At 69.5% G+C, this 16,938-nt stretch carries 24 protein-coding genes; 10 read left to right on the plus strand and 14 right to left on the minus strand.

Annotated elements, in window-relative coordinates; all coding sequences use genetic code 11:
* Positions 1-6: 6 nt before the first annotated feature.
* Together J4573_RS13180 and J4573_RS13185 are read left to right on the plus strand one after the other, a co-directional pair.
* Complete coding sequence (locus J4573_RS13180) at positions 7-363, plus strand: hypothetical protein (RefSeq protein WP_208255715.1); 357 nt, start codon at positions 7-9, stop codon at positions 361-363.
* Positions 364-492: 129 nt separating this feature from the next.
* A complete protein-coding gene (locus J4573_RS13185; RefSeq protein WP_208255716.1) occupies positions 493-1,242 on the plus strand; it encodes a DUF899 domain-containing protein in 750 nt (249 codons plus the stop codon).
* Positions 1,243-1,272: 30 nt separating this feature from the next.
* Here the strand turns inward: J4573_RS13185 and J4573_RS13190 are convergent, their stop codons facing one another.
* The 4 genes from J4573_RS13190 to J4573_RS13205 all read right to left on the minus strand — a co-directional run bounded on the left by J4573_RS13190 (position 1,273) and on the right by J4573_RS13205 (position 3,686).
* A complete protein-coding gene (locus tag J4573_RS13190; RefSeq protein ID WP_208255717.1) occupies positions 1,273-1,899 on the minus strand; it encodes a hypothetical protein in 627 nt (208 codons plus the stop codon).
* Positions 1,896-2,366, minus strand: coding sequence for a SigE family RNA polymerase sigma factor (locus tag J4573_RS13195; RefSeq protein WP_243772990.1), 471 nt, complete (start codon positions 2,364-2,366; stop codon positions 1,896-1,898). The genes J4573_RS13190 and J4573_RS13195 overlap by 4 nt, the downstream gene beginning before the upstream one ends.
* Positions 2,367-2,487: 121 nt before the next feature.
* On the minus strand, positions 2,488-3,081 hold the full coding sequence (locus tag J4573_RS13200) for an HAD-IA family hydrolase (protein ID WP_208255719.1): 594 nt from the start codon (positions 3,079-3,081) through the stop codon (positions 2,488-2,490).
* Between the two features lie 8 nt (positions 3,082-3,089).
* Positions 3,090-3,686, minus strand: a complete 597-nt coding sequence (locus J4573_RS13205; RefSeq protein ID WP_307796646.1) for a cytochrome P450 — start codon at positions 3,684-3,686, stop codon at positions 3,090-3,092.
* Positions 3,687-3,689: 3 nt separating this feature from the next.
* On the opposite strand from J4573_RS13205, the gene J4573_RS13210 reads away from it, so the two are divergent.
* Genes J4573_RS13210 through J4573_RS13225 form a run of 4 tightly spaced genes read left to right on the plus strand, consistent with a single transcriptional unit; the run spans position 3,690 to position 5,603 of the window.
* Positions 3,690-3,893, plus strand: coding sequence for a hypothetical protein (locus tag J4573_RS13210; protein WP_208255721.1), 204 nt, complete (start codon positions 3,690-3,692; stop codon positions 3,891-3,893).
* Positions 3,894-3,913: 20 nt separating this feature from the next.
* A complete protein-coding gene (locus J4573_RS13215) occupies positions 3,914-4,312 on the plus strand; it encodes a helix-turn-helix domain-containing protein (protein WP_307796612.1) in 399 nt (132 codons plus the stop codon).
* A 34-nt stretch (positions 4,313-4,346) separates the two neighbouring features.
* Entirely contained in the window at positions 4,347-4,757 is a 411-nt protein-coding gene (locus J4573_RS13220; protein WP_208255722.1) for a VOC family protein, read from the plus strand.
* Between the two features lie 48 nt (positions 4,758-4,805).
* A complete protein-coding gene (locus tag J4573_RS13225; RefSeq protein WP_208255723.1) occupies positions 4,806-5,603 on the plus strand; it encodes an LLM class flavin-dependent oxidoreductase in 798 nt (265 codons plus the stop codon).
* Here J4573_RS13225 and J4573_RS13230 read toward each other — a convergent pair.
* Positions 5,569-5,700 (minus strand): DUF397 domain-containing protein, encoded by a 132-nt coding sequence (locus J4573_RS13230; protein ID WP_307796647.1) that lies wholly within the window; start codon positions 5,698-5,700, stop codon positions 5,569-5,571. The genes J4573_RS13225 and J4573_RS13230 overlap by 35 nt on opposite strands.
* A 53-nt stretch (positions 5,701-5,753) precedes the next feature.
* A complete protein-coding gene (locus tag J4573_RS13235) occupies positions 5,754-6,569 on the minus strand; it encodes a helix-turn-helix domain-containing protein (protein WP_208255725.1) in 816 nt (271 codons plus the stop codon).
* Positions 6,570-6,680: 111 nt separating this feature from the next.
* Between J4573_RS13235 and J4573_RS13240 the strand changes: the two genes are divergently transcribed.
* Together J4573_RS13240 and J4573_RS13245 are read left to right on the plus strand one after the other, a co-directional pair.
* Positions 6,681-7,064 carry an ATP-binding protein gene (locus tag J4573_RS13240; RefSeq protein WP_279575457.1) on the plus strand — a complete coding sequence of 128 codons (384 nt, stop codon included), beginning with the start codon at positions 6,681-6,683 and terminating at the stop codon, positions 7,062-7,064.
* The gene (locus J4573_RS13245) at positions 7,065-7,445 is read left to right on the plus strand and encodes a VOC family protein (protein ID WP_208255727.1); all 381 of its coding nucleotides are present in this window, start codon (positions 7,065-7,067) and stop codon (positions 7,443-7,445) included. It abuts the gene before it with no gap.
* Here J4573_RS13245 and J4573_RS13250 read toward each other — a convergent pair.
* Positions 7,442-8,542 carry an FAD-dependent oxidoreductase gene (locus J4573_RS13250; protein WP_208255728.1) on the minus strand — a complete coding sequence of 367 codons (1,101 nt, stop codon included), beginning with the start codon at positions 8,540-8,542 and terminating at the stop codon, positions 7,442-7,444. The two genes, J4573_RS13245 and J4573_RS13250, sit on opposite strands and share 4 nt — an antisense overlap.
* 88 nt (positions 8,543-8,630) lie before the next feature.
* On the opposite strand from J4573_RS13250, the gene J4573_RS13255 reads away from it, so the two are divergent.
* A complete protein-coding gene (locus J4573_RS13255; protein ID WP_243772947.1) occupies positions 8,631-9,299 on the plus strand; it encodes a TetR/AcrR family transcriptional regulator in 669 nt (222 codons plus the stop codon).
* On the opposite strand, the gene J4573_RS13260 is transcribed toward J4573_RS13255, so the two are convergent.
* From J4573_RS13260 to J4573_RS13270, 3 genes are all read right to left on the minus strand, one after another.
* On the minus strand, positions 9,282-10,193 hold the full coding sequence (locus tag J4573_RS13260; protein WP_208255730.1) for a LysR family transcriptional regulator: 912 nt from the start codon (positions 10,191-10,193) through the stop codon (positions 9,282-9,284). The two genes, J4573_RS13255 and J4573_RS13260, sit on opposite strands and share 18 nt — an antisense overlap.
* Positions 10,194-10,309: 116 nt before the next feature.
* Complete coding sequence (locus J4573_RS13265) at positions 10,310-10,627, minus strand: hypothetical protein (RefSeq protein WP_208255731.1); 318 nt, start codon at positions 10,625-10,627, stop codon at positions 10,310-10,312.
* Positions 10,628-10,664: 37 nt separating this feature from the next.
* Positions 10,665-11,564, minus strand: a complete 900-nt coding sequence (locus J4573_RS13270; protein WP_208255732.1) for a helix-turn-helix domain-containing protein — start codon at positions 11,562-11,564, stop codon at positions 10,665-10,667.
* Positions 11,565-11,645: 81 nt separating this feature from the next.
* On the opposite strand from J4573_RS13270, the gene J4573_RS13275 reads away from it, so the two are divergent.
* Positions 11,646-13,031: an MFS transporter gene (locus J4573_RS13275; RefSeq protein WP_208255733.1), complete on the plus strand. Its 1,386-nt coding sequence runs from the start codon at positions 11,646-11,648 to the stop codon at positions 13,029-13,031.
* Here J4573_RS13275 and J4573_RS13280 read toward each other — a convergent pair.
* Genes J4573_RS13280 through J4573_RS13295 form a run of 4 tightly spaced genes read right to left on the minus strand, consistent with a single transcriptional unit; the run spans position 13,001 to position 16,792 of the window.
* Complete coding sequence (locus J4573_RS13280; RefSeq protein ID WP_208255734.1) at positions 13,001-13,810, minus strand: citrate/2-methylcitrate synthase; 810 nt, start codon at positions 13,808-13,810, stop codon at positions 13,001-13,003. The genes J4573_RS13275 and J4573_RS13280 overlap by 31 nt on opposite strands.
* Complete coding sequence (locus J4573_RS13285; RefSeq protein WP_208255735.1) at positions 13,807-14,559, minus strand: CoA-transferase subunit beta; 753 nt, start codon at positions 14,557-14,559, stop codon at positions 13,807-13,809. The genes J4573_RS13280 and J4573_RS13285 overlap by 4 nt, the downstream gene beginning before the upstream one ends.
* Positions 14,556-15,374 (minus strand): CoA transferase subunit A, encoded by an 819-nt coding sequence (locus tag J4573_RS13290; protein WP_208255736.1) that lies wholly within the window; start codon positions 15,372-15,374, stop codon positions 14,556-14,558. Before J4573_RS13290 ends, J4573_RS13285 begins: the two co-directional genes overlap by 4 nt.
* Positions 15,359-16,792 (minus strand): aldehyde dehydrogenase family protein, encoded by a 1,434-nt coding sequence (locus tag J4573_RS13295; RefSeq protein WP_208255737.1) that lies wholly within the window; start codon positions 16,790-16,792, stop codon positions 15,359-15,361. The genes J4573_RS13290 and J4573_RS13295 overlap by 16 nt, the downstream gene beginning before the upstream one ends.
* Between the last annotated feature and the right edge of the window lie 146 nt (positions 16,793-16,938).

Below are 16,938 nucleotides of genomic sequence, written 5' to 3' on the forward strand. Positions count from 1 at the left end.
GCCCGAATGCGAATGACGGGCAATCGCGTCCTGTCCATGGCCGCCGCGGCTATCACAGTGGTCGTGGCGCCAGCCGTGATGACCATTCCGAGCGCGTCCGCGAGCGAGCAGGGCCCTGCACTCAAGGCCGCGTGCACGAACTGGACGCCGCACGTCAGGCGCGTCATCGTCGCGAACGCCAAGGTGCACAGCAGCTATTCGGGATCATCGAGCGTCATCGCCACATGGAAGTACAAGCAGCTGTTCCGTATCGACAAGCGCTGCGTCAACAGCGCCGGAAACCTGTGGTGGCACTCGGACTGCTGCACCGGCGTCAAGGGCTATATCTGGAACGACTATACCGAGCTCGCCGAATGGAACTAAAAGGCCTCACATAGCGATCTGTGGCTGCGGCTGCGAGCCGCGGCCACAGATCGTGGGCTCGAGACCGATGAGTTTCGGCCGAGCCGCGAGTCCTCTCTGGTGACGTTGCCCGACATCACGGAGGACACCATGACCAATGGCCGCCCGCCCATCGTCGACCAGGCCGCCTGGCAGAAGGCCCGCGACGAGCTCCTGCTCCGCGAGAAGGCCCACACTCGCGAGGGCGACGCGATCGCCGCCGCCCGCCGCCGGCTCCCGATGGTCGAGTTCGACGGAACGGTCGAGGTCGTCGGCCCCGACGGCCCGGTCCCGTTCATCGACCTGTTCCAGGGCCGCGACGAGCTCGTGGTCTACAAGCACATGTGGCATGACGGCGCGCCGCACCAGGGCCAGTGCGAGGGCTGCACCAACGCCGCGTGGCACCTGCGCGACGCCGTCTACCTGCGCGCCCGAGGCGTCGCGTTCGCCATCGTCACCACCGGCCCATGGGACGAGGTCGCGCCGTTCGTCGAGTTCATGGGCTACACCCAGCCCTGGTACTCGGTGCGCGACGTGACCGGCCCCGCAGGCGGCGACATGGGCTACATCACCTGCTACCTGCGCGACGGCGACCGCGTGTTCCTCACCTACTCCACCACCGGCCGGGGGAACGAGGCGTTCAGCGGCACCTTCGCCCTGCTCGACATGACGCCCTACGGCCGCGGCGAGTCGTGGCAGGACACTCCCGACGACTGGCCCGAGGGCAACCACCAGTGCTGGTACTGGCGTACGGACGCCGACGGCAACGCCGTCTGGGGCGACACCAGCCGCCCGGTCCCCCAGTGGTCCCGCCCCGGCGCCACCCCCGTCACGACCCTGGGCAGGAAAGGCCACCACTAGGTCCTGTCCGGCTCCGGTCCCGAACGGGTGTTACGGGCCGGTGGCGATGCTCATGACGAACGGCACCGTGCCCTCCCTCGGCGTGAACGTGACGAAGCGTGTGTTCACGCCATTGCCCCAAGCTCCGGTGGCGCCGCGGAAGGTGAGATCGATCTCCACGTCCAGGGCAAGGCCGTCGGCTGATCGCGAGGAACTCGTCACTTTGATGACGCGGCCCTTAGCGAGCACGAGCGCGTCGCCCTTATCGGTGACTTGCTCGTCCTCGACGAGATAGGTACGGCTTGCGACGACCAGGCCGTTTCTGCGCCAACTGTCAAGGAATGCCTGGAGCTGCTTGGCCGCCGACGAAGCTGACAGGGTGACGGATGAACGTGTCGGCGTAGGTCGTTGCGACGGAGCGGGCCGAGGAGCCGATCCCGACACCGGCCCCGACACCGACACGTTCGGCGGCGGCGGCGCGTTCGGACCGGTGGCCGACAACGTCAGCGGCACGGCGGCACACGCGGCGGCGATGGCGGCCCCTGCGGCGAGGGGCCGCCAGGCCGGTGTACGGCGGTTCATCCGGGCCTCGGCCCGCTCCCAGGCATCGTCGCTGACGCCGAACGTGCCGCTCTGCGCCTGCAGCATGTCGGTGAGCTGCTCTTCGAGATCGTTCACGGCTGCCTCTCCTTCAGGATGCGATTGAGCGCGTCCAGCCCACGGCTGGTGTGCACCTTGACGGTTCCGGTGCTGACGCCCATGGCGGCGGCGATCTCCTGGACCGACAGGTCCAGCCAGTAGCGGAGCACCAGGGCCTCGCGCTGGCGTACGGCCAGGGTGCCCAGCGCCTCCCACAGCTCGCGGCGGCTCTCGCCCCGGATCGCCGACTCCTCGGCGGCCATGTGATGATCGGGCGGCGGCGGCGCGTTCAGCCGGGCGATCCGCAGGTGCCGGAACCGGTTCCTGGCCAGGTTGCAGACGGTCGATCGCAGGTAGGGCAGTGCCTTGTGCGGATCCTTGAGCATTCCCCGCCGCCGGTGCAGCCGCGCGAAGGCCTCCTGAGCCAGATCCTCAGGATCATCGGCCCCGAGGAGCCCCGCCAGCCGGACCAGCCCCGCATAGTGCGCAGCGAACAGCTCCGCCATGGTCGGCACCACGGCAGGCTCAGCCCCCCGGTTCACAATCACGCTTTTGAGACACTCGTCAGGCGGATCGGTTGACACCATCTCCGGAAAAGTCGCAAGCATCCACGTGGCCTTCGAAGAGCTAAGCCCCCGGAAACCGCCCGATCCGTTCCACGGTCCCGGGCCCGTTCGCATGCACGTGCCCGGTCATCCCCAGCCCCTCCGCCGCTGCGACGTGACCGGCCGTGTCGTCGATGAACAAGGCGTCGCCAGGCCCGGCCCCGACTCGTTCGAGCGCGATCTCGAAGATGCGCGGGTCTGGCTTCGCGCACCCCACCTCGCACGACAGAACGACCTCTGCCCCGACATCGAGCACCCCGGCCGCCCCCATCCACTCCCGCACAGGCGGCCAGGCATTGCTGACAACGCACACCCGTTCGAGCCCCCGCACGCACGAAACCAGCCCCTCGTCCCACCGCCCCCGAATCACGTCCCGCCGCAGTTCCCCCAGCTGCCCCGCGTCAAGCCGCAGCCGCCCCCGCACGATCTCCCACCACGCCTCCTCGCCCATCCGCCCGATGAGGATCGTGTCGTCGCTGCCGCCGTACACGGCGTCCAGGAACGACCGCGGCGTGATCGCCAGACGCTCGGCCCACTCGGCCGCCACCACCTTGATCTCGTCGCGATAGAGCACTCCGCCCAGATCAATGAGAACGGCACGCCGCGTCGAGGGCATGCCGACCGTTATATGGCGTGGGCGGCGCGTGCGGTGGGCTTTGTGTGCACGGGTTGTGAACGGAGGCCTCGCAGGACCGGGCTGTTGATCCGGGTGGGTTCTCCGGCGGGCGCCAGGTCGGGTAGGCGGCGGGCCAGGGCTTCGATGGCCACCCGGCTTTCGATGCGGGCGAGCATGTGGCCGATGCAGAAGTGGATGCCCGTGCCGAAGGCGATGTGGTCCTTGGCGTTCGGGCGGTCCAGGCGGAACTCGTCGGCGTCGGTCCAGTACCCGGGGTCGCGGTTGGCTGACGCGATCAGCGGCAGGACCTTGGCCCGGGCCGGGATCGTCACGCCGCTGAGGGTGACGTCGGTGGTGGTGATGCGGAGCAGGCCCTGTCCGGTGCCGTCGTAGCGCAGCGTCTCTTCCACGACGGCCGCCGCCAGCGTGGGGTCGGCGGTGACCTGCCGCCAGAGGTCGGGGCGGTCGAACATGGCGAGCATGGCGTTGGAGATCAGGTTGGTCGTGGTCTCGTTGCCCGCCACCAGCAGCAGCACACAGAAGTTGATCAGTTCGGGGAGGGTGAGTTTCTGGTCGCCGTCCCCGGTGACCAGCAGGCTGACCAGGTCGTGATCGGCACCTCCCTGCGGCTACCCAAGCCGATCATGGACCTGGTCCGGGAGCGCGCGGCTCAGCACGGCATGCGGCCGACCGCCTATATGCGGCAGGTGATCGAGGCCGCCGTGACCGGCGAGGACATCGCCGTTCCCATGCGTGTCCTGCTCGCGGCGGCGATCGAGTATGAGAGCTCGCGCAAGGAGCGGGTGTCGTAGGGGCGTGGTGGGATGGGGGTGTGAGTCGGGCTGTTGAGGAGTCCAACCGGCGGATGTTGCGGGCGCGGGACGCGATGGACCGCGACTATGCGCAGCCGCTGGACGTGCCGGCGCTGGCGCGGATCGCGCATGTGTCGGAGTCGCACTTCAACCGGACGTTCCGCGCGACCTTCGGCGAGACGCCGCACAGGTATCTGCAGCGGCGGCGGATCGAACGGGCGATGTACCTGTTGCGGGAGACCGGGCGGAGCGTCACCGAGATCAGCTTCGATGTGGGCTTCGTGAGTCCGGGGACGTTCAGCAGGACGTTCCGCGACATCGTGGGGCGGTCGCCGCGGGAGTATCGGAAGGAAGCGGTGGCCGTGGCGGTGCCGGGCTGTTTCTCCAGGGCGTGGTCGCGACCGAGCGGTTTTGGATAAGTCTTCCGCGGGTGTGCTCAGTAGCGTGACGTGCATGTTCAACTCCATCACGCATTCGCAGATCTACGTTCTCGACCAGGACGAGGCCCTCGCGTTCTATGTGGGCAAGCTCGGGCTGGAGGTCACCGCCGACGTCGACATGGGCTTCATGCGCTGGCTGACCGTGGCCGTTCCATCTGATCCGGAACGGCACATCCTGCTGGAGAAGCCGGGGCCGCCGGCGATGTCGGAGGAGACCGCCGCGCAGGTGCGGGAGCTGGTCACCAAGGGTGCGACGGGCGGGACGCTGGTCTTCGGCGTGAGCGACTGCCGCAAGACGTATGAAGAGCTGAAGGAGCGCGGGGTCGAGTTCACCGAGGAGCCGACCGAGCGGCCGTACGGGATCGACGCGGCGCTGCGCGACCCGTTCGGCAACCACATTCGCATGACGCAGCTGGGCGGCTGACCGGGGTGTCGCCGGGCGGACGGCGGCCTCGTGTGATCGCATCGAACGATGCGTCACGCGTTGTACCTGCCGCCGTTCGGCGAACTCGCCGACCCGGGTGTTCTTGGGGAGCTTGCCGTTCAGGCGGAGGAGGCCGGGTTCGAGGGCGTGTTCCTGTGGGATCACGTCGTGCGGCCCAAGCATGCCGGGCTGGAGGTCTGCGATCCGTGGATCGCCCTCGCCGCCATTGCCGAACGCACGGAACGCGTGACCATCGGGACGCGGATCACCCCGCTGTCCCGGCGCAGGCCCCATGACGTGGCCCGGCAGGCGATCGCCCTGGATCGGCTGAGCGGAGGGCGGTTCGTGCTGGGGGTCGGGCTTGGTGGAGATAACGGCGGCGAGCTCTCCAAGCTGGGCGAGGAGACTGACGCCCGCACCCGCGCCGAGATGCTGGACGAGAGCCTGGAGCTGCTCGGTCAGCTGTGGTCTGGGGAGACGGTCACGCACGATGGGCCGCACTATCGGGTGGACGGGCTGCGCTTTGTGTCTGGACCCGTTCGCATTCCGATCTGGGTGGCCGCGCAGTCGGTGAAGCCCGGTCCGCTGCGCCGGGCGGCGCGCTTCGACGGACTATGCCCGGAGACCACGCCGGACGGGCTGCGCGCCATGCTCGCCGAGATCGAACGGCAGCGGGGCTGCCTGGAGCACTACGAGGTCGCGGTGGGCGGCCGTCCGGGCGATGATCCGGAGCCGTTCCGCGAGGCCGGCGCCACGTGGTGGCTCGTGACGCTTCCCGAGATCACGACGGTGAAGGAAGCGATGGACGCCATCAACCGTAGCGGTCCGCCTTCACCTGGTCAATGAAACGCCGCCAGTCGGCCGCTACAAACGCGATGTAGCCATCCTCCGGCGCCTTGCTGTCCCGTACGGCGACGCCACCGGACACCCCGGCCAACTCCACACAGGACTTGTCATTATCGGTAGCGCTGCGGCTACTCTTCCGCCACTCGTGGGTCAAAGCAGAGCCTCCATCGCCCGGTTGATCAGGACCCGCGTATCACTGTCAGACAGCGCCTTTGCGCGGGCTCGATCATAATTTATGCCCAGCCTCCGGACCTCCTTCCCATCCTCCAGTAGCCGACCTCCCAAGTGGGCCTCGGTATAGGCGACCTGGCGATCCTCCTGACCGATGAGCGCCAACGGGCCGTTCAACCCCTTGTACTCGCCTGCCAAGAACGGAACTACCTGGATGCACACACGAGGATGCTGACTCATCTCAAGCAAGTGCTCGAGTTGCTCACGCATCACCTCGGCCCCGCCGACCCTGCGCAGCAAGACCGCCTCGTCCAAGAGCAACCACACGTAGGGTGGCGGCGGGTCAGTCCTCGTCAGAATCGATTGCCGGGACAGACGTTCGGCCACATCGCCGTCCAGATCGCTGAGGTCCTCCGCCAATGACAGCAGGGCCCGCGCATACCGCTCTGTCTGGAGAAGTGCATGAACGACCTGTGCCTCGTACAACTTGAGCGAGTCTGCCCCCGCCTCGTAGCGCAAGTAACTCTTGAGCCAGCCGGAGTCGTGTTCGCGGTGTGCGTGGTGCCGGATGATTTCCAGGCGATGGCGTGTGCCGAGGCGCTTGTCGGCGGAGACCACGTAGTCCTTGCCGGGGCGGCGGGTTTCGTTCTCGTACGCGCTGACGCTGGCGCGCGTGGTGAACAGGTCTCCGGCGAGGGCGTCCTGGGAGAGGCCCGCGTCCTCGCGTGAATGCCTCAGTTCGTAGGCGAGAAACGACGCCAGGCTCTTGAACGGGTCGATCGGTTCGTCGCTCATGGTTGCCCTCCGTCGCTACATCGCGAATGTGGCGGTCGTTCGCCTCCAGAGAGTAATCGCACAGGTGCACGCTTAGCAGCGCAATCATCACCGAACGCGATGGGAAGACCGATGTGCGCTTGCACTACTCCGCATTACGCCCTGGCACTTAAGGCCACCGCGGCCGCCGTGCCGACCGGACGTGAATTGGTCCGGGCGATGCTGGAGGAGTGCGGCCTGGAGCCGCTGACCGACGACGCCACACTCATCACGGCCGAGCTGCTGGGCAACGCGATCCGGCACGGGGAGGACGTCGTTCTCCTGGTGTACGTGGACCGGGAGCGGAAGCTGAACGTTCAGGTGTGGGATCCGGGACCCGGCGAGCCGAGGGTCGGGGCGCCCGAGGAACTCGACGAGGGCGGGCGCGGGCTGATGCTCGTGGAGGCTTTGGCCGATGAGTGGGGTTCTATGCCGGATGTCCTTGGCGGGAAGGTCGTCTGGGCTAGGGTCGGTTAGGTGCGAGGACGATCGCTTGCTCGGTACTGGGGCGCGGTGCTGGAGGCGCCCGACGCTCGTGAGCTCGCTGATTTCTACGTGCGCATGCTCGGGTGGACCATCGAGAAGGACGAGCCCGGATGGGTCGCCGTCTCACCGCCCGATGGCGTCGCCTACATCGCGTTCCAGAGTTCGCCGGAGTACGAGCGGCCGGTGTGGCCGCCGACCAAGGGCGAGCAGCAGATGATGATGCACCTCGACATCGAGGTCGACGACCTGGACGAGGCCGTCGAGGACGCCGTCTCCATGGGCGCGATGCTCGCGGACACCCAGCCGCAGGACGACGTGCGCGTCCTCCTCGATCCGGCCGGGCATCCGTTCTGCCTCTACCTCGGCGACTAGTTCCCGTTCATCATGGCGACCCAGCTGTGGGGCGCGTCGTCGCCGAGCATGAGGTCGTAGACGTCCTCGTCGTCTGCTTCGGCATTGCGCGCGAACATGGCCTGCTCATAGGCGGCTAGCGCGGCCTCGATGCCGTTGGGGTGCGCGGCGATGGCCTGGCCCAGCCCGGCTCCGTCCTGCATGGCCGTGTTGGCGCCTTCGCCGTTCGGGGGCGCGAGGTGGGCGGCGTCGCCGAGCAGGGTGACTCCGGGCGCCCGAGCCCAGCGGTGATCGGCCGGGAGCGTGTGGAGCGGGCGTACGATCGGCGCGGTGTCGCTGTCGGAGATCAGCGCGGTGAGCTCGGGCGCCCAACCGTCGAACTCCGCAAGGACCTGCGCCGAGACGGACTCGTCGTCGACGAACCAGTCCTCGGGCACCTTGAGTTGCACGTAGGCGTGCAGCGTGCCGCCTCGTTCCCGGTGGGCCAGAAGGCCCTTGCCCGGCGCGAGCGCGAACAACGCCCCGGCGCCGACCGCCTTCGCCGTGGCGGGATGACGGGTGTCCGCATCGAACACGAAGTACTCGACGGACGTGAAGCCCACGTACCGCGGGGAAGCGTCCGACAGCAGCGGACGGACCCGCGACCACGCGCCGTCCGCCCCGATCAGGACGTTCGTGAGGACGGTGGCGCCGTCGGTGAAGCGCAGCTCGTGGCGGCCGTCGGTGAGGGGCCGCACGCCGGTGACCTTGTGGCCCCACTGCACGACGCCGTCGGGAAGCGAGTCCAGCAAGAGCTGCCGCAGTTCGCCGCGTGACACCTCGGGGCGCTCGCCCGTGCCGTCGTCGGGCAGGTCGAGCAGGACGTTCCCCGTCTGGTCCAGCACCCGATAGGACTCGCGGCCGGGGAGGACGAGCTTGCGGAACTCCTCGATCAGCCCGGCTGCGGCGAGTGCCTGCTGACCGTTCCAGGGATGGACGTCGAGCAGCCCGCCCTGGGTGCGCGCGGCGGCCGAGTCCTCCGCCTCATAGACCGTGACCGGGATGCCGTTCACGTGCAGGACGCGGGCCAGGACGAGACCGCCGAGTCCGGCCCCGACGACGGTGATCGGTGTGGTCATGCGCTCCTCCGAGTCGACTTTGGATTGCCACTCCAATCAAGCTAACACACGTTTGGAGTGGCAATCCAAACGTGGCAGAATGGGGATCATGGCACCCCGGCGTACGCAGGCGCTGTCCAAGGACGTGATCGTCAAGGCCGCCACCGAGATCCTCGACGCCGAGGGCGAGGACGCCCTGACCTTGAAGGCGCTGACCGTGCGCCTGTCCACGGGTTACGGGGCGATCTATCACCACGTCGCCGACCGGAACGACCTGCTCGCGGCGGCCACCGACGACGTCATCGGCCGCATCGTGACCGGCCCCGCCCCCGAGCCCCGGCAGGGGTTGCGCGGCCTGGCGCTCGGCCTGTTCGACGCGATCGACGCGCATCCGTGGGTCGGCGCGCAGCTCACTCGCGAGCCGTGGCGGCCGGCGGTGCTGGACATCTACGAGAGCGTCAGCCGGCACCTACAGGCGCTCGGCGTGCCCGAACGGGCGATGTCCGACTCGGCCGGCGTACTGGTGCACTACATCCTCGGCGTCGCCGGGCAGAACGCCGCCAACGCCCGTGCGCTCGCCGGCAGCAAGACGGACCGTTCGACGTTCCTCGCGGGCGTCGCCGCGCGATGGGCGGACCTCGACCCGGCCAGATACCCGTCCCTGCACAAGGCCGGAACGGATCTGCGCGAGCACGACGACCGCGAGCAGTTCCTCGCCGGGATCGACCTCATCCTCACCGGCATCGAGACCACGACGGCGTCAGCCGGGGATCGCTGACCTCCAGACGGGGTCGGCGGCCTCCTTCATGAGGGCCTCGACGAAGTCGCGGATCATGAGGGTCTCGCCGTCGTGCAGCCACTGCAGGGCCCAGTCGATGGTGGGCGCGTCGCGGACGGGGACGAACACCACGTCGGAACGTCCATAGAACTCGCCCGCCCGTACCGCCGTCGGGCAGACCCCCTTGCCCGCCCCGACCAGCGAAAGCACCTCCTGCCAGGCGACCGTCGCAGGCCCTCGCGGGATGCGGCGGCCCGAGGGCGTGTAGTGCGGAATGTGGTGGTCGAGGAAGTACGCGGGCGGCCCGGTGATCGTGATCAAGGAGGCGTCCCCGTAGTCCTCAAGGGTCACGAACTCGCGCCCCGCGAAGGGATGGTCGGCGGGGACGAGCAGCGCGCGGGGCTCTCGGAAGATGACCGGGCTGACGGCGATGTCGGGTTCGTAGGCGGGGAGCTCGGTGATCTGGACGTCCAGGTCGTGCGCGCGGAGCCCGCCGAAGCGGTCGTGCAGCGGCACCTCGTACAGCTCGATCTCGCACCCGGGATGGCGCTCCTTGAGCCGGTCGCCCGCCTTCAGGACCAGCTTCGCGGTCCACGCGGCCGCCCAGCCGACCCGCAGCACCCCGGTCAGCCCGTGCCCGCTCGCGGCCGCCCCGGCGAGCGCCTCCCGGATCTGCCGTACGGCGGGGGCGAGCTCGTCGGCCAGCCGCCGCCCGGCCTCGGTGAGGTTCACCTGGCGGCTGCTGCGCTCGAACAGCTCCACGCCAAGGGCGCGTTCCTGCTTCTTGATCGCCTTGCTGACGCGCGCGGGCGTGACGTGGAGCCGCTCGGCGGTCCTGCCGAAGTGCAGTTCCTCCGCCAACGTCAGGAAGATCTCGATGTCCCTGAGCTCCACCGTGCCGCCTCGATTCCAGAACGAACAAGCCGAGACAGTATGCCATGAACTGGTCAAATAACCCTGAGTAAGGGCACCGGTCTGCGCACGCGGACCGATGCCCTGACCGGGGGGCGTCAGGCGAGCTTGCCGAAGAACTCCCGGATGTCGCCGATCAGCAGGTCACTGGCGTCGTGCGCGGCCCAGTGGCCGCCGCGGTCGTAGTCGTTCCAGTGAACGATGTTGCCGTGGTCGCGCTCGGCGAACCTGCGGATGGCCTTGAAGTCGTAGGCGAACGAGGCCAGCCCGATCGGGACCGAGGTCCGGGCGTTCACGCTCTCGCCCTGGTGGGTGGCGAACCAGTCGCGGTTCTCGAAGTAGAACCGGGCCGAGGACGCCGAGGTGTTGGTGAACCAGAACAGCGAGGCGATCGTCAGCAGCTCGTCCGGGTCCACTGAACGGAACGTTCTGTTCCTATCATAGCAGAACGAATCATTCCGTTCCAGATTTCAACAGGCCCCGCACCACCCCAGGCGTGGACCCCAGCTCGTCCCGCATCACCCGGCTGAGGTGCGCCTGATCGCTGAACCCCAACCCCACGGCCAGCCCCGCCAGATCGCGTTCGCCGCCCTCCATCGCCGCCAGCGCCCGGCTTACCCGCACCCGGTTGCGGTAGCGGCTCACGGTCATGCCCACGTGATGCCGGAACGTCCGGCTCAGATGCGACGGCGTGGTCCCGAGCAGCCCCGCCAGCCCCACCAGGTCAGCTCCCTCCCCCGCCACGATCGCCTCCCGCGCCCGTTCCGCCAGCTCAACCCGCCCCGGCCCCGGCACTCGCGCCCCCACCCCCGACCGCACCGCCAGCGTCAACAACCCCAACAGCCCCTCATCGAGACTCCCAACCTCATCGGTGCCCACGGAGCCGGCACCCCGCGCGCAGCCGGCATCCGCCCCGGGCTCGGCGCCACCTGTGCAGGCGGCGGGCGCGGGAGCGGGCTTGCGGCTCGGCGGGGCGGTCTGCTTGAGGAGGAGGCGGTGGGCCAGCTCCAGGCGGGCGTCCACGCGGACGCTGGGTGAGGCTGCGTCGATGGCGGCGCGGAGCCAGGGCTCGGCGGTCAGGACGTCGCCGGTGAACGTGATGGCGGTGCAGACGTCGCCGCCCGCCGGGTGGGCGAAGCGTTCCTCGGTGCCTGGGCCGTGCAGGTAGCCGGTGGTGGGATCGACCATGACCGTGCGGCCCTGCGCGTCCAGGCGGAAGCGGCCGCGGCGGACCAGGACGATCTGGACCGCGTTCGACACCTCGGGCTCGGACCAGCCGGTGTGGTCGTCCGCGCACGCGACCCGGCTGATCGTGTAGTGCGGGCTCGTCACCACGGCCTGCGAGGTCAGCACGGAACGGACACTACGCGCCGCCTCCGACAGTCCGCATATTTCTTCAAGACCAGGTCACCCCGGGCGGCGGATGCTCGACGCATGATCACTCAGACTCGTCCGGGCGGCGCGAGGGCCGTCCGGCAGGGGCCGATGCTGGCGGTGCTGCTCACCGGGCAGGCGATGGCGTCGATGGACGGCTCGATCGTGTCGGTGGCGGCGCAGACGATCCGGGAGGACCTCGGCGCGGGCGGGACGGCGGTCCAGCTCGTGGTGTCGGGGTACCTGCTGACGACCGGGCTGCTGCTGGTCACGTGCGCGCGGCTCGGCGACATCATCGGGCATCGGCGCGCGTTCCTGATCGGGCTCGGCTGGTTCACGGCGGCCTCGCTGGTGTGCGGGCTGGCACCGAACGCGACGTCCCTGGTCCTGGCACGGGTGGCCCAGGCCGTCGGGGCCGCCCTGTTGATGCCGCAGGTCTTCTCGCTCATCCAGTTGCACTGGGACGGCGCCGCGCGCAGGAGGGCGATCGGCCTCTACAGCATGGTGTTGTCGCTCGGTGTGGCGCTCGGCCAGATCCTCGGCGGCCTCATCACGACCGTGAGCTGGCGCCCGGCGTTCCTCATCAACCTGCCCATCGGCGTGGTGCTGCTGGTGGTCGGCTCGCGGACGCTGGTCGAGGGTGAACGGGCCAGCGCGCGGCTCGACCTCGGCGGAGTGGGTCTGCTGACGGGAGCGATGGGTGCGCTGGTAGGCCCGCTCATCTTCGGCAGGGACTACGGCTGGCCGGTGTGGGTTTGGGTCTCACTGGCATGCGGTGCCGTGCTGCTGGTGGCGTTCGTCGCGTACGAGAGACACAAGGGCGAGGCCGCTCTCCTTAACCTGGCGGCGCTTCGGCCTCGCGGCGTAAAGCCGGGCCTTGCCGCGTGCTGGATAGTCATGGGCTGCTACACGGTCTTCCTACTCACGCTGACCCTGCACCTGCAATCGGCGCTCGGCTTCTCTCCGCTGGAGGCCGGGCTTGCCTTCGTTCCGTACGCGCTGGGATTCGGCTCGCTCAGCCTCAGCTGGACCCGCTACCCCCTGCGCCTGCAGAACGTTCTGCCCGTCGCAGGCCCGATCGCCTTCGCCGCATGCGCGACCGGACTCGTCCTACTGGCCAAGCACCAGTGGCCCGTGGCGGCCTCGATTCCGCTCCTCTATATGGCGGGAGCGGGACACGCGGCCGGATACAGCCCGCTGATCGCCCGCCTCACCACGCTGGTGGACGCGAGCCTGGCGTCCGCGTTGTCGGGGCTCAACTCCACCGGCCCGCTGCTGGCGGGCGTCATCTGCGTCGCCGGGCTCGGCAGCGTCTACTTCGCCGCCCCCACCTCGGCCGACGGCCTCCTCCGCGTGACCGCGTCGATCGCCGCGCTGCTCGCGGTGGGGGCTGCCTGCGCTTACAGAGTGCGCGCCTACAGGGTCCGGTCGGCGGGGCCGTCGTAGTGGTCGGGCCCCTGCATCTCCAGCGACAACGGCTGCACCATGTCGGAGTTGTCGGAGGCCCGCCACCCCTTCTCGCGGGTGACCTCCTCGATCGAGTGGGCGCACAGGGACAGCGAACGGCACACGATGAACATGGCCTTCAGCTGCAGCGGCTCGTAGCCCATGTCCAGGCCGACGCAGCCCATCGAGCCCGGGCCGTTCAGCCAGATCCGGCGGCCGAAGACCTCCTCGGTCGCGTCCTCCATCGCCCGCGCGATCGTCACGTACCGGCCCGTGACGCCCAGCTCGTCGGACAGGCCGAGCAGGCGGACGGTGCGCGGGTCGCGGATGTGCTGCGCGTGGTGGAACCCGGGCATCCGCTCGCGCCGTTCCCGCATCTCGCGAACGACCTTGGCGGCGGCCTCGGCGTCCGGCAGGCCGTCGCGTTCAGCCCGTTCGGCGACGCCCAGGAACATCTCGGCGGGCCGGTCGGCGGTGCCGTGCAGCCGACCGATGCCCGCGACGCCGGCCGCGACGGCCGCGTTCAGGTCGGCGCCGCCGGACGTGGCGAACCGGACGGTGGCCGACGACGGGGACATGGCGTGCTCGGCCATGTTCACCATGATCGCGTCGGTCATCCGGCCGGCCTCGGGCGTCGGCAGCTCGCCGCGCAGCACCAGGTGGAAGTGCTCGGCGAAGGAGATGTTGCCGGTCAGCGCGTTCACGTCATAGCCGCGGACGACGATCCGGTCCTTGTTCTTCCAGGCGATGCCCGTCTCCCAGGCGAACGGCTTCTTCACTGGTCGATCCTTTCGGGGAAGTACACACGATCGGGGTCGAGCACCTCGCGCAGGAGCGTCAGCTCCTCGGCGGTGGGCGGCTCGACCGTGGTGAGGTTCCCGGCCGCCTCGACGGCGAAGCCGGTGCCGGCCCGTACGTCCTCCAGCGAGGCGCCGGGCATGAGCGCGGTGACGGTGAGGGCGGAGTCGGCCGCCTCCATCACGCACAGGTCGGTGATGACCTTGACGGCCAGCGGCGGGAGGCCGGCGGCGGCGCGGGCGCCGGGGCCGGTCAGGAACCCGGGGCTGGTGACGTGGTCGCACGCCTCGGGGAAGCGCCGCTTCTCGTGGTCGGTGAGGACGACGACCGTACGGCAGTGGCTGGCGATGTCGTTGGCGCCGCCGCTGCCCGGCAGGCGCTTGCCCGCCACCCACGTCGAGTTGATGTTGGCGTACCGGTCGATCTGCGCGCCGCCGAGGAAGCCGGTGTGCACCATGCCGCGCTGCACGAGCCCGCCGAGCGCCTCGAACAGCGACCCGTGCCGGGACGCGCCGTTCATCAGCTTCGGGTCGACCACCGAGATCGGCGTGGGCAGCACCTTGGGGAACACCACGCCGGACTCGATGACCAGCTTGGCGCCCGGCGCGTGCGTGCGCTGGGCCAGCGTGGCGGCGAGCAGCGGCAGGCCCGTGCCGACGATGACCACATCGCCGTCGCCGATCTGCCGTGCGCCCTCCACCGCGAGAATCTCCCTGGGCAGCGGGGTCACGCGTCACCCCCCAGCACGTTGTCGTTCAGCCAGGCCGCGAACTCCGCGCCGCCCGCGCGGGCGAGACGCTGATAGGCCTTGATCTCGTCCTCGGCGAAGTCGTAGCGCCGGTAGACCGCGGTCGGGTGCGCGCCGCGCGGTGCCTCCACGACCGCCGTCACGTAGGCGCCGGAGATGGTGACCTCCTCCGGGCGCTCGGACAGTGTCGGAACGATCTCCTCGACCGACACGATCGTCGCCTTGGACGCGCGCACCATGTCGACCTCGTGGCTGGTCACACCCTCGATGACGACGTTGCCCGCCAGGTCGGCGCGGTGCGCGTGGATGAGCGAGACGTCCGGGCTCAGCGCCTTCATCAACACGACCGGGTCGCCGTTCCACGGATCCTCGGTCAGCCGTGCGACCCCCTCCTCGGCGAGGCCGGTGAGGAGGTCCGAGCCGAGCAGGCTGCGCGTCGGCATGAACGGAACGCCGTTGGCGGCGGCCGCGAAGCGGGTGGCCATCGCCAGGTGACTGTGGTCGCGGACCTCGATCTCGCCGCGTTCGACCGCGCGTCGCCAGGCGAACAGCGTGCCGTAGCGCTCCAGGTTGCCCGAGCCCTGCTCGGTCCTGGCCACCAGGCCGCAGGCGACGAGGATGTCGAGCGGCAGCGACAGGTTGCAGCCGACGACGGTGAGGTCGCCGATGCGCTGCCGTGCCACCTCGTTCACCAGGGCCATCGGGCAGCGGTTGATGTTCTGGCCGCCCATGCCGATGATTGCGCCTTGCTTCACATACGTGCGGACGGCGTCCGTGATGCTCAGTACGTGATGCACGCGGACCGCCATTCGGTGTAGAAGTCCCAGACCTGCGGGGAGCACTCGGGCGGGCCGAACTGGCTGAGCTTGGCGCCCATGTGGGGCAGGTGCGCGTACGCGCCGACGCCGGGCCGGTTGACGTGCAGCATCCCGGCCTCGAAGCGGTCCAGGGCCTCGAACATCGTCGCCGGGTCCTGCGTGAAGATCGTGCCGGACATCCCGTAGCGGACCGAGTTGGAGATGCGCATCGCGTCGTCGAAGCCGTCGCAGTCGATGACCGACAGGACCGGGCCGAAGATCTCCTCCTGGGCGATCTCGGAGTCCCACGGCACGTCGCGCAGCACGGTCGGCTGAACGTAGTAGCCGTCGGGCAGGCCGTCGGTGGCGCGCGAGCCGCCGACGGCGACCTTGGCACCGGCCTCCTGGGCGTGGGTGATCGCGTTCAGGCAGGCGTTCATGCGCTGCTCGTTCACGACCGGGCAGATGTCGGTGCCGGGCTTCAGCGCGGACACCTCGGCGACGAGCTTGGCGAGGAACGCGTCCTTCACGCGGACGTCGACGATGACGCGCGAGGTGGCGCTGCAACGCTGCCCGGCCTGGCCGAACGCGCCGAAGACGGTCGCCTTCACCGCCTTGTCGAGATCGGCGTCCGCGAGGACCAGCACCGCGTTCTTGCCGCCGAGCTCCAGCTGCGTGCGCAGCAGCCGGGACGCTCCGGCCTCCTGGATCTTCACGCCGACCGGCAGCGAGCCGGTGAAGCTGACCCCGGCGACCGACGGGTTGCCGACGAGCGCCTCACCCGCCGCGATGTCGCCCTGCACGAGGTTGAGCACGCCCGGCGGCAGGCCCGCGTCCGCGAACGCCTCGGTGAGCAGCGCCGCGCTGAGCGGGGTGAACGGCGAGGGCTTGAACACCGCCGTGCACCCGGCGAGCAGCGCCGGGGCCACCTTCCACATCGGGATCGCGAGCGGGAAGTTCCATGGCGTGATGAGCCCGACCACGCCGAGCGGCGCACGGAAGGTGTAGGAGAGCGTGCGCGGCTCCTCGGCCGGGGTCGTGACCCCGTTCAGGCGCCGCGCCTCCCCCGCCGTGAAGTCGATGATGGCCAGCGCGCGCTTGACCTCGCCGCGCGCCTCCTTCAGGAGCTTGCCCTGCTCCCGCGAGATCGCCGCCGCGAAATCCTCGGCGCGCTTCTCGATGAGCCGTTCCACCGTGCGCAGATACTCCGCCCGACGGATCGGGCCCAGCGCCTTCCATTCGGGAAACGCCGCCGCGGCCGCGTCCACCGCGTTGTCGACATCGGGGCCGCCCGACTCGGCGAAGTCGCCGATCCGGTCGGTGATATCGGCGGGGCTGATATTGGGCCGGGTACGCCCGCTCTCGGGCGGCCGCCATTCTCCCCCGATGAAATTGAGCCCATGGGTGGTTGCTGCCATGCGGCCAGCCTGTCCCGCGCCGGACGGCCCCACAATGGCCTCTTGGCGATGGCCCCCATAGAGCGCGGTTATAGGCGAAGCCACAGGTAAAGGCCTGGCGGCCCGAAGGTTACGCCCGGATTGCCGCATATTCATTTCCGCAGGTC

It is taken from the genome of Actinomadura barringtoniae (assembly GCF_017573505.1).
Classification (GTDB): Bacteria; Actinomycetota; Actinomycetes; order Streptosporangiales; family Streptosporangiaceae; genus Spirillospora; species Spirillospora barringtoniae.